The sequence below is a fragment of the Streptomyces sp. NPDC058985 genome (assembly GCF_042740985.1).
In the GTDB taxonomy this organism is placed as follows: domain Bacteria; phylum Actinomycetota; class Actinomycetes; order Streptomycetales; family Streptomycetaceae; genus Streptomyces.
This window is the reverse complement of the sequence record NZ_JBHYJX010000022.1, coordinates 69,250-82,700: the sequence shown is the minus strand read 5'-3', so window position 1 is coordinate 82,700 and position 13,451 is coordinate 69,250. Positions and strand designations below refer to the sequence as shown.

The 13,451-nt window shown below is 72.1% G+C and carries 13 protein-coding genes; 6 read left to right on the top strand and 7 right to left on the bottom strand.

Annotated features, from left to right (window positions below; translation table 11 throughout):
• Window positions 1-275 precede the first annotated feature (275 nt).
• The 3 genes from ACFW01_RS20655 to ACFW01_RS20645 form a co-directional block, all read right to left on the bottom strand.
• A complete protein-coding gene (locus ACFW01_RS20655; RefSeq protein ID WP_234958152.1) occupies window positions 276-1,583 on the bottom strand; it encodes a DUF2637 domain-containing protein in 1,308 nt (435 codons plus the stop codon).
• Between the two features lie 103 nt (window positions 1,584-1,686).
• Window positions 1,687-2,574: a DUF3558 family protein gene (locus ACFW01_RS20650; RefSeq protein WP_384505331.1), complete on the bottom strand. Its 888-nt coding sequence runs from the start codon at window positions 2,572-2,574 to the stop codon at window positions 1,687-1,689.
• Window positions 2,575-2,691: 117 nt separating this feature from the next.
• Window positions 2,692-3,552, bottom strand: a complete 861-nt coding sequence (locus ACFW01_RS20645) for a DUF3558 domain-containing protein (RefSeq protein ID WP_384505328.1) — start codon at window positions 3,550-3,552, stop codon at window positions 2,692-2,694.
• 224 nt (window positions 3,553-3,776) lie between these two features.
• On the opposite strand from ACFW01_RS20645, the gene ACFW01_RS20640 reads away from it, so the two are divergent.
• The gene (locus ACFW01_RS20640) at window positions 3,777-4,970 is read left to right on the top strand and encodes an RtcB family protein (protein ID WP_384505325.1); all 1,194 of its coding nucleotides are present in this window, start codon (window positions 3,777-3,779) and stop codon (window positions 4,968-4,970) included.
• A gap of 24 nt (window positions 4,971-4,994) precedes the next feature.
• On the opposite strand, the gene ACFW01_RS20635 is transcribed toward ACFW01_RS20640, so the two are convergent.
• The 3 genes from ACFW01_RS20635 to ACFW01_RS20625 are packed head-to-tail and all read right to left on the bottom strand — an operon-like array spanning window position 4,995 to window position 7,016.
• The gene (locus ACFW01_RS20635; protein WP_384505322.1) at window positions 4,995-5,774 is read right to left on the bottom strand and encodes an SDR family NAD(P)-dependent oxidoreductase; all 780 of its coding nucleotides are present in this window, start codon (window positions 5,772-5,774) and stop codon (window positions 4,995-4,997) included.
• A 43-nt stretch (window positions 5,775-5,817) separates the two neighbouring features.
• Entirely contained in the window at window positions 5,818-6,156 is a 339-nt protein-coding gene (locus ACFW01_RS20630; protein ID WP_234958147.1) for a YnfA family protein, read from the bottom strand.
• 5 nt (window positions 6,157-6,161) lie between these two features.
• Window positions 6,162-7,016 carry a DUF6597 domain-containing transcriptional factor gene (locus ACFW01_RS20625; RefSeq protein WP_384505319.1) on the bottom strand — a complete coding sequence of 285 codons (855 nt, stop codon included), beginning with the start codon at window positions 7,014-7,016 and terminating at the stop codon, window positions 6,162-6,164.
• Between the two features lie 79 nt (window positions 7,017-7,095).
• Here ACFW01_RS20625 and ACFW01_RS20620 point away from each other — a divergent pair, with 79 nt between their 5' ends.
• The 5 genes from ACFW01_RS20620 (at window position 7,096) to ACFW01_RS20600 (ending at window position 11,796) form a co-directional block, all read left to right on the top strand.
• Entirely contained in the window at window positions 7,096-7,686 is a 591-nt protein-coding gene (locus ACFW01_RS20620) for a TIGR03086 family metal-binding protein (protein WP_234958145.1), read from the top strand.
• Between the two features lie 105 nt (window positions 7,687-7,791).
• On the top strand, window positions 7,792-8,931 hold the full coding sequence (locus ACFW01_RS20615) for an LLM class flavin-dependent oxidoreductase (RefSeq protein WP_234958144.1): 1,140 nt from the start codon (window positions 7,792-7,794) through the stop codon (window positions 8,929-8,931).
• A complete protein-coding gene (locus ACFW01_RS20610; protein WP_234958143.1) occupies window positions 8,928-9,539 on the top strand; it encodes an FMN reductase in 612 nt (203 codons plus the stop codon). The genes ACFW01_RS20615 and ACFW01_RS20610 overlap by 4 nt, the downstream gene beginning before the upstream one ends.
• A 61-nt stretch (window positions 9,540-9,600) precedes the next feature.
• Complete coding sequence (locus ACFW01_RS20605) at window positions 9,601-10,341, top strand: response regulator transcription factor (protein WP_234958142.1); 741 nt, start codon at window positions 9,601-9,603, stop codon at window positions 10,339-10,341.
• A complete protein-coding gene (locus ACFW01_RS20600) occupies window positions 10,342-11,796 on the top strand; it encodes an ATP-binding protein (RefSeq protein WP_384505314.1) in 1,455 nt (484 codons plus the stop codon).
• 82 nt (window positions 11,797-11,878) lie between these two features.
• On the opposite strand, the gene ACFW01_RS20595 is transcribed toward ACFW01_RS20600, so the two are convergent.
• Window positions 11,879-13,312: a macro domain-containing protein gene (locus ACFW01_RS20595; protein WP_384505307.1), complete on the bottom strand. Its 1,434-nt coding sequence runs from the start codon at window positions 13,310-13,312 to the stop codon at window positions 11,879-11,881.
• Window positions 13,313-13,451 lie beyond the last annotated feature (139 nt).

Genomic DNA, 13,451 nt, shown 5'->3' with positions numbered 1-13,451 from the left:
TGATGCAATCGCTTAGCAATTCACATTTCTGATGTGCCGTCAATTGACCCTGGAGAAACAGAACATCGCGGATGATCAATCATCACGATCTCTTCACATGTGTGGCTACAACCTTCCGCCCAGGTGACAGGTGTCACACGCTCTGTTGAACTGTCGTCCGCTTTGGGGTGGTTGGCGGTGTGGACATCTCATGAAGAGATGGATTTCATGAAGAGGCGAAGGTGATCGGAAATCCCCGCGGCTGAATCCGCGGAATTCCCGGAAAGGCGCCGCCGCTACGCGATGTGCTCGTCCTCGAGTTCCGCCGTGTGGCGTTCCTGAAAACGCATGACCATCCGCTTCGCATCCGCGTCCAGCACGGAAACCCCGTACGTCGCCTCGACGTTGTAGCCGAACTCCCGCGGCGTCGGGTAACCGCTGCCGCTGATCGACTGCTTGAACACCTGGTAGTACGCGTCCTCGTCCGGCTCCGCCTGCGGGCTGCCGCCCCCCTCGCCCAGCTCACGGGTGCGGTGCGGCCCCACCGGAATGGGGAAACTGCCCGTGTCCTCCCCAGGGGGCTCCTGGACGGGCGGCGGCTCCTCGAACTGCTGCCGGTACTCGTCCGCCTGCTGCTGCTCCGCGTACCACTGCGCGTACTGGTCGTCCGGGTCGTACGCGGGGTCGTAGTCACCGCGGTACTCGACGGACTGCGGATCCCGGGCGTGCAGCCACTGGTTCTGGTCCGGCTCGGGCTCCGGCTCCTCCCACACCGGCTCCGGCTCCCGGCCGTCCGTCAGCTCGGGACGCCGCTCCGCGGCCGGCTCGGCCTTGCGCAGCGAAGGCGTCGAAGACGGGCCCCCGGGGCTCTCGGCAGACTCCTCGGTACGCGGCGCCGGCGGCAGCAGGGCCGGTTCGATACCCGCCGCCGCCAGACCCGCCGGAGCGGTCTGCGCGAGCGGGACGCCGTAGCGGGCCAGGCGCAGCGGCATCAGGGACTCGACGGGCGCCTTGCGGCGCCAGGAGCGGCCGAAGCGGGAACGCAGCCGGGCCTGGTAGACCAGCCGCTCCTGCTCCAGCTTGATGACCTGCTCGTAGGAGCGCAGCTCCCACAGCTTCATCCGGCGCCACAGCAGGAACGTCGGCACCGGGGAGAGCATCCACCGGGTGAGCCGGACGCCCTCCATGTGCTTGTCGGCGGTGATGTCGGCGATCCTGCCGATCGCGTGCCGGGCGGCCTCGACGGACACCACGAACAGGATCGGGATCACGCCGTGCATGCCGACCCCCAGCGGGTCCGGCCAGGCCGCCGCGCCGTTGAACGCGATCGTCGCCGCCGTCAGCAGCCACGCCGTCTGGCGCAGCAGCGGGAAGGGGATGCGGATCCAGGTCAGCAGCAGATCGAGGGCGAGCAGCACGCAGATGCCCGCGTCGATGCCGATCGGGAAGACGTAGCTGAAGTTCCCGAAGCCCTTCTTCAGCGCCAGTTCCCGCACCGCCGCGTAGGAACCCGCGAAGCCGATCCCGGCGATGATGACGGCACCGAAGACGACCATGCCGATGAGAACGCGATGCGTCCGGGTCAGCTGTAGTGGCGCGGCCACCCGTACTCCCCTCCATGTGCCTGTTGTTGCGCGCAACAGAGTGGCACATGTGTGCGGGGAACGGGTGGCCGGTGGTCGATACGGTCCCTCAGCCCGGCTTCGGCTAGGACTTCGACGACGAGTTCGACGACGACTTCGACGACGGCTCCGACGCCGCCGAGGACGGCTTCTTCGACGCCGGATCCGACGGCGAGGCCGAGCCGCCCGCCCCGCTGCCGTTGGCCTTCACCACCGCGGCCACCGCCTCCTTGGCCGCCTTCTGCGCGTCCTTCACCAGGTCGTCCGCGTCCGGCGTCTTCTCGCCGGCCAGACCCGCGCCGTTGTAGTCGAGGGTGACGACGACGTTCTCGACGCGCGCCACGACCGTCTGCTGCTTGAAGGTGCCTTCCTTCTTCTTCAGGTCGTAGCGCACGACCGAGGCCTCGTCACCCGTGCCGCTGACCGGCGTGGTCTTGAGGCTCTTGGCACCCTCGGTGCTCTGCGTGTCCGCGAGCTGCTTCGTGTAGTACTTGTGCGCCAGCGCGTCGCCCGCGCCGCGCGTCTCGTCCGACTCGAAGCGCAGCATCGACACGCTCAGCCAGCGGAACTGGGAGCCCTTCACACCGTTGTCGTCGAGGCTGTCCCAGGAGCAACTGACGCGAGTGGCGGTGTCATTGGAGGCGCCCTCCTTCCCGGAGTCGCCCTTCGGGACCAGGTCCTCCAGCGACTTCTCCGACAGCACCGAGCACGGCTCCGGAAGCTTCGCGTACGCCGCCGCCCGCACCGTCGGGGACGGGCTCGCGGACTTGGACGCGGCGGACTTCTCGGCGGCGGCCTTGTCCGTCCCGTCGCCGGATCCGGAGTCCGAGGAGCAGCCGGCCACCACCAGCACGGCGGGGACGGCGGCCGCGCAGACGGCGACGCGGGTCAGCCGCGACGCTTTCCGCTCTCGCTGCTCTCGCTTGTCTCGCTGGTCACGCTGGGCTCGTAGCTGCATGGTTCCTTCACTCATGACGCTCGTGGTTCCTGCGGTCGGAACGGGTCCGAGGAGCCACCGTACGCGGTGAAGAAATCGTGCGGGCCCGCTTCGGGCCCACCGCGCGCGCACGCGCCGGGGCCCGGACGGGGCTCAACCGCCGAGCGAATCCGCCAGCTGGGAGGCGAGTTTCCGGGCCATGTCCTGCATTTCCTCGCTGTCCGGCACGGATCCGAGCGTCGCCGACTGCTCCGCGTACTCGATGGTCACCATGACGTTCGACGTGCGGAACGCCACAGTCACGGTGCGCTGTTTCGCGGTCGAACCGGAGTCGCTCAGCTCGTCGTCGAGGTATCCCTCGTCGCCGAGGTCGTCGAGGAGCCGGGGCTGGAGATCGGCGGGCGTGGCACCGGCGGAGGGGCTCGACGAGGCGTCGCCGGACGGTGCGGAGCCCGAGGGCGAGCCGGACGGGGTGGCGCCGGACGGGGACCCCGACCCCGACTCGGGCGAGGAAGAGGACGAGGAGGAGGACGAAGGCGAGGACGCCGACTCGGAGACCACCGGCTCGGGCAGGTCCGCGGCCTCCACCTGCTTGGCGAAGAGCTGTTCGGCCTGGCTGTCGTCGCTCACGGAGTTGTCGTACGACACCACGCGCTCGAAGTCGACGAAGAGGTGGTTGGTGGCCTCCGCCGACTCGACCTTCCAGCGGCAGCCCACCTTGCGGTCGGTGTCGTACGCGAGCGTCGGCTCCCCCTTGTACGCCTTCTCGCGCTGCGCCTCGTCCGGGATCTCCTCGATGCCGGGCAGCAGCGAGTCGAGCGTCTTGTCGCCGACCGCGCCGCACGGCTCCGGCAGGGTCTTGTACCTGCCCGGCTCGGCGGCCTCGGTGGTGACGCCCGGCCGGCCCGGGTTGGAGTCGTCCGACGTGGCGCCGTCGCCGGAGCCGCCGGTGCAGCCGGCCAGCACCACCGCCAGGCAGGCGGCGACGCCGGGTACGTAGGCCTTCCGCTGCACGGTGCGGCTCCTCTCGCCGGGGTGGCTGTGGTTCGGGACGCTCGGATCGCTTCGGGACTCCAGTGTCCCCGCTGGTTAATCGCTTGCCGCACGGGGGCGCCCCCTGGAGACAATGTGTATCGCACGCGCTGCCGTGAACGCCGGTCAGTTGCCCTTTTGACTGTCATTGGCTCCGGTTTTTGCGCTTCGATACTTCTGTTGGTTTCCGGGGGAATGAGGGCGATATGTCGTACGTGGAGATGCCGGGCGCGAAGGTGCCGATCCGGATGTGGACCGACCCGGCGACGGTCGAGGAGGGCGCGCTGCAGCAGCTGCGCAACGTCGCGACCCTGCCGTGGATCAAGGGCCTGGCGGTCATGCCGGACGTGCACTACGGCAAGGGTGCGACGGTCGGCTCCGTGATCGCGATGCGGGGCGCGGTGTGCCCGGCGGCGGTGGGCGTCGACATCGGCTGCGGAATGTCGGCGGTGAAGACGTCCCTGACGGCGAACGACCTGCCCGGCGACCTCTCCCGCCTCCGCTCGAAGATCGAGCAGGCGATTCCGGTGGGGCGGGGGATGCATGACAGCCCCGTCGAGCCGGGGCGCTTCCACGGGCTCGCGACGGGCGGGTGGGACGACTTCTGGGGGCGGTTCGACGGGGTCGCGGAGGCGGTCAAGTTCCGTCACGAGCGGGCCGGGAAGCAGATGGGAACGCTCGGATCCGGAAATCACTTCATTGAGTTCTGCACGGATACGACCGGTTCTGTCTGGCTCATGCTGCACTCCGGCTCCCGCAACATCGGCAAGGAACTCGCCGAGCACCACATCGGCGTCGCCCAGAAGCTCCCGCACAACCAGGGCCTGATCGACCGCGACCTCGCGGTGTTCGTCGCGGACACCCCGCAGATGGCGGCGTACCGCAACGACCTGTTCTGGGCGCAGGAGTACGCGAAGTACAACCGCACCCTGATGATGGCGCTCTTCAAGGACGTGGTCCGCAAGGAGTTCAAGAAGGCCAAGCCGGTCTTCGAGCCGGAGATCTCATGCCACCACAACTACGTGGCGGAGGAGCGGTACGACGGGATGGACCTGCTGGTGACCCGTAAGGGCGCGATCCGCGCGGGTTCCGGGGACTACGGGATCATCCCCGGTTCCATGGGCACGGGTTCGTACATCGTGAGGGGCGTCGGGAACGACAAGTCCTTCAACTCCGCCTCCCACGGCGCGGGCCGACGCATGAGCCGGAACGCGGCCAAGCGGCGCTTCTCCACCAAGGACCTGGAGGAGCAGACGCGGGGCGTGGAGTGCCGCAAGGACTCGGGCGTGGTGGACGAGATCCCGGGCGCCTACAAGCCGATCGACCAGGTCATCGACCAGCAGCGCGACCTCGTGGAGGTCGTGGCGAAGCTGAAGCAGGTCGTCTGTGTGAAGGGCTGACCGGCCGGTCCGCCCCCCCCGGTCCTACGCCTCCCGGTGCACCTTCGTGTTGGAGGCCTGGGCCCGGGGCCGGACCACCAGGAGGTCGATGTTGACGTGGGCGGGGCGGGTGATCGCCCAGGTGATGGTGTCGGCGACGTCGTCGGCGGTCAGGGGGGCGGCGACGCCCTGGTAGACCTTGGCCGCCTTGTCCTGGTCGCCGGCGAAGCGGGTCAGTGCGAACTCGTCGGTCTTGACCATGCCGGGCGCGATCTCGACGACGCGGACCGGGCGGCCGACGATCTCCAGGCGCAGTGTCTCGGCGAGGACGTGTTCGGCGTGCTTCGCGGCGACGTAGCCCGCGCCGCCCTCGTAGGTGGCGAACCCGGCGGTGGAGGAGACGACGACCACCGTGCCGTCGCCGCTCGCCTCCAGCTTGGGGAGCAGGGCCTGGGTGAGATTGAGGGTGCCGAGGACGTTCGTCTCGTACATCCGGCGCCAGTCCTCCGGGTCGCCGGTGGCCACCGGGTCGGCGCCGAGCGCGCCGCCGGCGTTGTTGACCAGGACGCCGACCGTCTTGAAGGCGGTGGCGAACTCGTCGACGGCCGCGCGGTCGGTGACGTCGAGGGGGTACGCCGTGGCCTTGTGCCCGGCCGCCTCGATCTCCTCGGCGAGCGCCTCGATGCGGTCCTTGCGGCGGGCGGTGAGGACGACCCGGTAACCCGCCGCGGCGAGCTGCCGGGCCGTGGCGGCGCCGATGCCGCTGCTCGCACCGGTGACGACGGCGATGCGCGAGGCGGCGGACGGGGCGGCTGCGGTGGCCATGGGCTGCTCCTTGATCGGTGCTGGACGTCGCCGTCCAGGGTAGTCAGCCGCCGTTGCGGGGTGCCCACATGATCACGGCCATCCCGGCCAGGCAGACCAGCGCGCCGGTGATGTCCCACCGGTCGGGGCGGTAGCCGTCGGCGACCACGCCCCACAGGATCGAGCCGGCCACGAAGACGCCGCCGTACGCGGCGAGGACGCGGCCGAAGTGGGCGTCGGGCTGGAAGGTCGCGACGAAGCCGTACGCGCCCAGCGCGAGGACCCCGCCGGCCGCCCAGAGCCAGCCCCGCTGCTCGCGCACCCCCTGCCAGACCAGCCAGGCACCGCCGATCTCGAAGAGGGCGGCGACGACGAAGAGGGCGGCCGAGCGGAGAATGACCATGGCGGTCAGCTTCGCATGCCGCCGTCCGCGTCTCCGGAGCCGGCCGGATCCGTCTCCGCCACGTACGCCGTCGGCGGCACCCCGACCGTCGTCGTGAAGTCGCGCACCAGATGGGCCTGGTCGGCGTAGCCGAGCTCGGCGGCGAGGGCGGCCCAGTCGATGCCGGTGCGGGTGCCGGCGCGTTCCAGGGCCTCGTGGATGCGGTACCGGAGGATGACCCACTTCGGGCTGACGCCGACGTGGGTCGAGAAGAGCCGCTGCAGGGCCCGCACCGACAGTCCCTCCGCCCGGGCGAGGTCGCCGACGCGGCGCACCGTGCGGTCGGAGCGGATGCGGTCGACGAGGTCCACGGCGTGGTCGGCCTGGGGGTCCGCGACGCGGGGCAGGGTGAGCAGGAAGGCGTCGAGGGCGGCCACCCGGCCCCGGTCGTCGGCGGGGGTGACGACGGCGTCGGTCGTGGCGTCCGTCACCTGGGGGAACACCTCCCGGGCGGGCAGGGCGCGCCCCGTCCATCGCGACACCGGTGTCCCGGGGGTGTACGGCCGGAAGCCGCCGGGCCGGAACTTTGCCCCGCAGACCCGGCCCCGCCCGGTCAGCTTCCGGGTGTACAGGCCGAGGGCGACGCCGGTGACCTCGGCGTAGGGCGGGCCCTCGTCCTCGTCCCACTGGAAGGTGAGGTTGACGCAGGGGTGCGGTACGACGTGGGAGGCGTAGGGGGTGGGCAGGTCCCAGTCGATGAGCCAGTACCACTCGACGTACCGGCGCAGCGGCTCGGCGGGCGCGTACCGACGGAATCGCACGCGGTGGAGCAGCGCGGTCGGGTCGACGATCCCGCGGGTGTCGTGGCGGGGTGCCTCCATGGCCGGATCGTACGTCGCGCTTCCCCGGGTGTCGCGTTTCTTCAAGAAGGGCGGCCCCGGAGGTCCCTACGGTCGGGGCATGGACACGAACGGTGTGAAGACGTACGGCATCGGTGAGCTGCTGGCCATGGCGCGCGAGCGGGCGGTCCCGGTGGTGCGGGGCGTTCCGGACGCGGCGCTCGCCGCTCCCACGCCCTGCGCCGAGTACGACGTGAAGGCGCTGGTCAATCATCTCTTCCAGGTGATCGAGCAGTTCCAGCGGCTGGCCCGGAAGGAGGCTTCGGACTTCGGTGAGACCCCGGACCGGGTCGCCGGGAGCCCCGAGTGGCGTGAGCGGCTGGTGGTCGAGGCGGACCGGTTGGTGGCGGCCTGGTCGGCGCCCGGTGCCGAGGAGGGCACGACCGGCGGAATGGACATGCCCGCGCGGCTGGTCGGCTCGATGGCGCTGCTCGACCTGACCGTGCACGTGTGGGACCTGGCGCGGGCGACGGGCCAGGAGGACCCGGGTGCCGACGAGGCGGTCGTGGCGGAGCTGGCGGGCGCGGTGGCGGAGCTGGCGCCGACGGCCAGGGAGATGGGCATGTTCGGGGTGCCGGTCGAGCCGGCCGAGGGCGCGTCGGGGTTCGAGCGGCTGCTCGCGGGGACGGGGCGGGATCCGTACTGGCGGTGAGGGCCCCGCACGGCTCCGCACGGGGGGAACCGGGGGGAATAGTCCCTGGTCGTTCTCCGTTCTCCGGTATAGTTGAAGTGTCAACAAACCGGAGGTTGAGCGACCATGCAGTTCGGCATTTTCAGCGTCGGCGACGTCACGCCCGACCCGACCACGGGCCGTACGCCGACGGAGCGCGAGCGGATCAAGGCCATGGTCGCCATCGCGCTGAAGGCCGAGGAGGTCGGGCTCGACGTGTTCGCGACCGGCGAGCACCACAACCCGCCGTTCGTCCCCTCGTCGCCCACGACCATGCTCGGTTACATCGCGGCCCGCACCGAGCGGCTGGTCCTCTCCACCTCCACCACCCTCATCACCACCAACGACCCGGTGAAGATCGCCGAGGACTTCGCGATGCTCCAGCACCTGGCCGACGGCCGGGTGGACCTGATGATGGGGCGCGGGAACACCGGGCCCGTCTATCCCTGGTTCGGCAAGGACATCCGGCAGGGCATCAACCTCGCCGTCGAGAACTACGCCCTGCTGCACCGCCTGTGGCGCGAGGAGAGCGTGGACTGGGAGGGGAAGTTCCGCACGCCGCTCCAGGGCTTCACGTCCACGCCCCGGCCGCTGGACGGCGTCGCGCCCTTCGTCTGGCACGGCTCCATCCGCTCGCCGGAGATCGCCGAGCAGGCCGCGTACTACGGCGACGGCTTCTTCCACAACAACATCTTCTGGCCCGCCGAGCACACCAAGCGGATGGTCGAGCTGTACCGGCAGAGGTACGCGCACTACGGGCACGGCACCCCTGAGCAGGCGATCGTCGGCCTGGGCGGGCAGGTGTTCATGCGGAGGAACAGCCAGGACGCGGTGCGGGAGTTCCGGCCGTACTTCGACGTGGCGCCCGTGTACGGGCACGGACCGTCCCTGGAGGAGTTCACCGAGCAGACCCCGCTCACGGTCGGCTCGCCGCAGCAGGTGATCGAGAAGACGCTGGCCTTCCGCGACTACGCCGGCGACTACCAGCGCCAGCTGTTCCTGATGGACCACGCCGGCCTGCCCCTGAAGACCGTCCTGGAGCAGCTCGACCTGCTCGGCGAGGAGGTCGTGCCGGTGCTGCGGAAGGAGTTCGCCAAGGACCGTCCGGCTCACGTGCCGGACGCGCCGGCCCACGCGTCCCTGCTGGCCGCCGCCCGCAAGGACGCCCCCAAGGACGCCCGCGAGGTCGACCCCAAGGGCGCCCGCGAGGAAGGAGTGCGGGCATGAGGCTCGTCGTCGTCTCGGCGGGACTGGGCGTCCCGTCGTCCACCCGGCTGCTGGCCGACCGGCTGGCCGCCGCCACCGCCGGGCAGACGTCGGCGGAGGTCCAGGTGATCGAGGTGCGCGACCTCGCCGTGGAGATCGCGCACACCTTCACCAACGGGTTCCCGGGGCAGGACCTCGCCGCCGCCTTCGAGTCGGTGGCGGGGGCGGACGGCCTGATCGTCGTCACCCCCGTGTTCTCGGCCTCGTACAGCGGGCTGTTCAAGTCGTTCTTCGACGCGCTGAGCGTCACCGACGAGGACGCCCTCGCCGGGAAGCCGGTGCTGATCGGCGCCACCGGCGGTACGGCCCGGCACTCGCTGGTCCTCGACCACGCCCTGCGGCCGCTCTTCGCGTACCTGAAGGCCGTCGTCGTCCCCACCGGGGTGTACGCCGCCTCCGAGGACTGGGGCGCCGAAGGGCTCGACGGCCGGACCGCGCGGGCCGCGGGTGAACTGGCCGCGCTGATGACGGGCCTGTCCGAGGCCGCCCGCCCGCGGCCCCGGCGCGACTCCTTCGAGGAGGTCGTGCCCTTCGAGGAGCGGCTCGCCGCGCTGCGGCCCGCCGGGTGAGATCCCGGTGAGCGGCCGGGCCGTCGGATCACGCCGCCGCCGGCCTTGGCAGACTGGACGGGTGCCCCGGACTGTTCTGCTCGCCGAAGACGACCGCGCCATCCGGCACGCCCTGGAGCGCGCCCTCACCCTGGAGGGGTACCGGGTCACCGCGGTCGCCGACGGCGCCGAGGCGCTGGCGCAGGCCCACCGCGGCCGGCCCGACGTCCTGGTGCTGGACGTGATGATGCCGGGCGTCGACGGCCTCCAGGTCTGCCGGGAGCTGCGCGCCGAGGGTGACGCCACCCCCATCCTGATGCTGACCGCGCTGGTGGAGACCGCCGACCGCATCGCGGGCCTGGACGCGGGCGCCGACGACTACGTGGTGAAGCCCTTCGACGTCGAGGAGGTCTTCGCCCGCCTGCGCGCCCTGCTGCGCCGCACGGACCGCCCCGACCCCGCCGAGCGCGCGGAGGCCGGCGCCGCCGACCGGGCCGTGGCGCCCGGGGAGACGCCGGACGACCGGTACCCGGAGGCCGCCGGCCTGCGCATGGACCCGCGGGCCCGCCGCGCCTGGCGCGACGGACGCGAGCTGGAACTGACCCGCACCGAGTTCGGACTCCTCGAACTGCTGGTCCGCAACGCGGGCACCGTGCTCGACCACTCCACGATCTACGACCGCATCTGGGGCTACGACTTCGGTCCCGGCTCCAAGAACCTCGCCGTCTACGTCGGCTACCTGCGCCGCAAACTCGACCAGCCGGGCGCCCCGCAGCTGATCCAGACCGTGCGCGGCGTGGGTTACGTCCTGCGGGCCGACTGAGTGGGCGCCGCCCCGCTCGGGCGCCGGCCCCGGCTGCTGTCGCTGCGGACGACCTTCGCGGTGTCCTTCGCGACGATCACCGCCGTCGTCACGCTCCTCGTCGGGGGGCTGTCCTACAACGCGGCGGCCCGCCTGGTCCGGGTCGACCAGGAGTCCGTCTTCGAACAGGCCGCGCGGGACCTGCGGGCCGAGGTGCGCCGGCTGCGGCTGTCGCCGGGCGACTTCTCCTCCTCCGCGCCCGGCCACGACATCGTCCGCCCCGCCCGCACCGACGTACAGGTCCTCGGGCCGGACGGCGCCGTCCTGGACCCGGCCGAGCCGCGGCTGCCGGTGACCGGCGCCGACCGGCGGGCCGCCGGTGCCGCTGAGGCCGGGCGGGTGGTCCAGCACGACGACGTCGACGTCGGCACCGACGTCTTCCGGGTGGCGACCGTCTCCCTCGGCGGCGGCCGGGGCGCGGTGCAGGTGGCGCAGGAGTTCAGCGACACCGAGGACCTGCTGCGCGCCCTGCAGCGGCGGACGCTGGTCCTGATGGCCGCGGTGGTGCTCGCCGCGGGCCTGTTCGGCTGGTGGCTGGCCCGGCGCATCACCCGGCGTCTGGTGGTCCTCACCTCCGCCGCCGAGAACGTCGCCCGCACCCGCCGGCTCGGCGTCCCGGTCCCGGTCACCGGACCCGACGAGGTGGGGCGCCTCGGCCGCGCCTTCGACCTGATGCTGGGCCGCCTCGCCCAGTCGGAGGAGGACCAGCGGCGCCTGGTCCAGGACGCCGGACACGAGCTGCGGACGCCGCTGACCTCGCTGCGGACCAACATCTCGCTGCTGCGCCGGATCGACGAACTCCCGCCCGCCGCCCGGGAGGAACTCGTCGCCGACCTGGGGCAGGAGGCCCGGGAGCTGACCGACCTGGTCAACGAACTGGTCGAGCTGGCGGCCGGCCAGTCCGCGGGCGAGCCCCCGCAGCCGGTCGACCTGGCGGACCTCGCGTACGACGTGGCGGCGCTGGCCCGGCGCCGCACCGGCCGCGAGATCGGCGTACGCGTCTGCGGCGAGACCACGGCCGAGGGGCGGCCCGCGATGCTGACCCGCGCGCTCTCCAACCTGGTCGAGAACGCGGCGAAGTTCGACCCGGACGGCACCGGTCCCATCGAGCTGGCCGTCGCCGGACCCGCCCGGCCGGGCCCGATCCGCGTCGAGGTCCTGGACCGCGGCCCCGGCATCGCCGACGCCGACCTGACCCGCGTCTTCGACCGCTTCTACCGCGCCGCCGACGCCCGCTCCCGCCCCGGTTCTGGCCTCGGCCTGTCCATCGTGCGCGAGGTCGCCCTGGCCCACGGGGGCGCCCCGTTCGCGTACCGGCGGGACGGCGGCGGCACGGTGATCGGCTTCACGGTGGTCCCGTCGAGGTCGGCGGGCGGTGCGTCGGACGCGGCGGGGGGAGCGGACCGGCACCCGTAGGCCCGGCGCCGGAAGCCCTTCGGAAGCGGATCGCCGCTGGTGCCGGAAGCGGGCGCGCTGGTGCGCTGGACCCATGCCGACGTCACCGGTGGCCCTGGGCCCCACCGCTGTCGCCGGCGCCGGCACCGGTGTCGCGGATCCCGGTGCCGGCGCCGACGTCGGTGCTGGTGCCCGACGCCCCCTGGGCGCGGAGGAAGGCGCCGAGGGCGGACAGGTCGGTGCGTTCGAGGTCGGCCGGGCGGATCACGACGCGCAGTTCGGGGGCGGTGGCCGGGTCCCGGCGGCAGTGCGCGGCGAAGCTCTCGACGATCATGAAGAGCAGCTGGGTGCGGTCGAGTTCGACGATCCGGGCGAGGCCGGAGCCGATCAGGGGGATCGCGACCGGCTTGTACATGCCGTACCGGGCGACGGCCGGCCAGAGGGTGTCCAGGCTCGCCCGCAGCTCGGCCGGTCCCGAGCGGGCGACGAGGTCGTTGCCGAGCCGGGAGTAGGCCACGGCGAAGACCCGGCGGCCGTCCACCGTGAGCGGCACGGTGGTGCCGAGCGGATAGCGGACCCGGCGGCCGCGCGGCTTGTCCTGGGGCCGCTCCGTGCGCAGCGGGGTGAGCCCCCGCAGCCCGGCCTGGAGCCGGTCGTCGAGGAGCTTGCGCTCGCCGCCGAACAGCCGCTGCACCAGCTGCCCCTGCACGCTGTCCCGGCTGATCACCAGGTCCTGTTCGGTGGCGGTGTCGAAGGTGTCGGTGAACCCGACCACCAGATTGGCGTCCTCCTGGTCGAACAGGTCGCCGCGCACCACGACCAGGTCTCCGGCACCGGGGACGGGCTGACGCAGCAGTTCCTGCCCGTGCCGTTCCCGCAGCCGCGCCCGCAGCGAGCCGAGCAGCTCGGCGACGTCCTGGTCGTCGGGCCGCTCCCGGGCCATCTGCTGGGCGACCGGCAGGGCGAGGTCGTGGCGGCCCAGGTCCATCCGGCTGCGGATCAGCTGGCGGCAGGCCGTCTCGCGCAGCGCGAGCAGTCGGCGGACCAGCGGCCGGGCGAAGTCCTCGTCGCCCGCCTCGGCCAGGGGACGGCCGCGGACCAGGGCCAGCGCCGCGGCCAGCCGGTCGGCGGCCGACGCGGGCGCCGCGAGCAGCGCCGAGTTGACCAGGTCGGTGAATTCCGCGCAGTCCAGCTGCTCGGGCGTGAGCACCAGCCGGTACGCGGTCTCGGGCGCCGGTGCGGCCAGCAGCTGCTCGGTGCGCAGCACCCGGGCGCCGTCACCGTTCTGGGCGGGGTCGAGGGCGCGGCGCAGTTCGAGGACCCGCTTCTGCACCTCGTTGCGGTGCCGCCCGGACTGGTGCGGCTGCTCGCCGCCCACCGCCCACACGTCGCGGTGCAGTGTGCGGACCGGTACGGACTCTCCCTCCGCCGCCACCAGCCGGACCAGCAGCCGTGTCGTCAACGGCGTCAACCGGGCCGGTGAGCCGTCGACTTCAAGACCCGCCGGGCCCAGGACCCTCACACGGATGCGCGCCATACAAGTGGTCTCCACTCGTTTCGCCCGCTTCCGCCGAGTGGTCACGGGGGAGGTTTCGGCAGCGTATCAATTGTCCGTTTGGGGGAGTTGGGGATTCCGGCGGTTCAGGCGGTTCGGGCGGTTCGGGTGGCGCGGTGGA

Bases quoted from the DNA above. Each gene is read 5' to 3' on its own strand.
- ACFW01_RS20650 (WP_384505331.1), bottom strand. From the start codon at position 2,574: ATGAGTGAAGGAACCATGCAGCTACGAGCCCAGCGTGACCAGCGAGAC.
- ACFW01_RS20640 (WP_384505325.1), top strand. From the start codon at position 3,777: ATGTCGTACGTGGAGATGCCGGGCGCGAAGGTGCCGATCCGGATGTGG.
- ACFW01_RS20635 (WP_384505322.1), bottom strand. From the start codon at position 5,774: ATGGCCACCGCAGCCGCCCCGTCCGCCGCCTCGCGCATCGCCGTCGTC.
- ACFW01_RS20630 (WP_234958147.1), bottom strand. From the start codon at position 6,156: ATGGTCATTCTCCGCTCGGCCGCCCTCTTCGTCGTCGCCGCCCTCTTC.
- ACFW01_RS20625 (WP_384505319.1), bottom strand. From the start codon at position 7,016: ATGGAGGCACCCCGCCACGACACCCGCGGGATCGTCGACCCGACCGCG.
- ACFW01_RS20620 (WP_234958145.1), top strand. From the start codon at position 7,096: ATGGACACGAACGGTGTGAAGACGTACGGCATCGGTGAGCTGCTGGCC.
- ACFW01_RS20615 (WP_234958144.1), top strand. From the start codon at position 7,792: ATGCAGTTCGGCATTTTCAGCGTCGGCGACGTCACGCCCGACCCGACC.
- ACFW01_RS20610 (WP_234958143.1), top strand. From the start codon at position 8,928: ATGAGGCTCGTCGTCGTCTCGGCGGGACTGGGCGTCCCGTCGTCCACC.
- ACFW01_RS20595 (WP_384505307.1), bottom strand. From the start codon at position 13,312: ATGGCGCGCATCCGTGTGAGGGTCCTGGGCCCGGCGGGTCTTGAAGTC.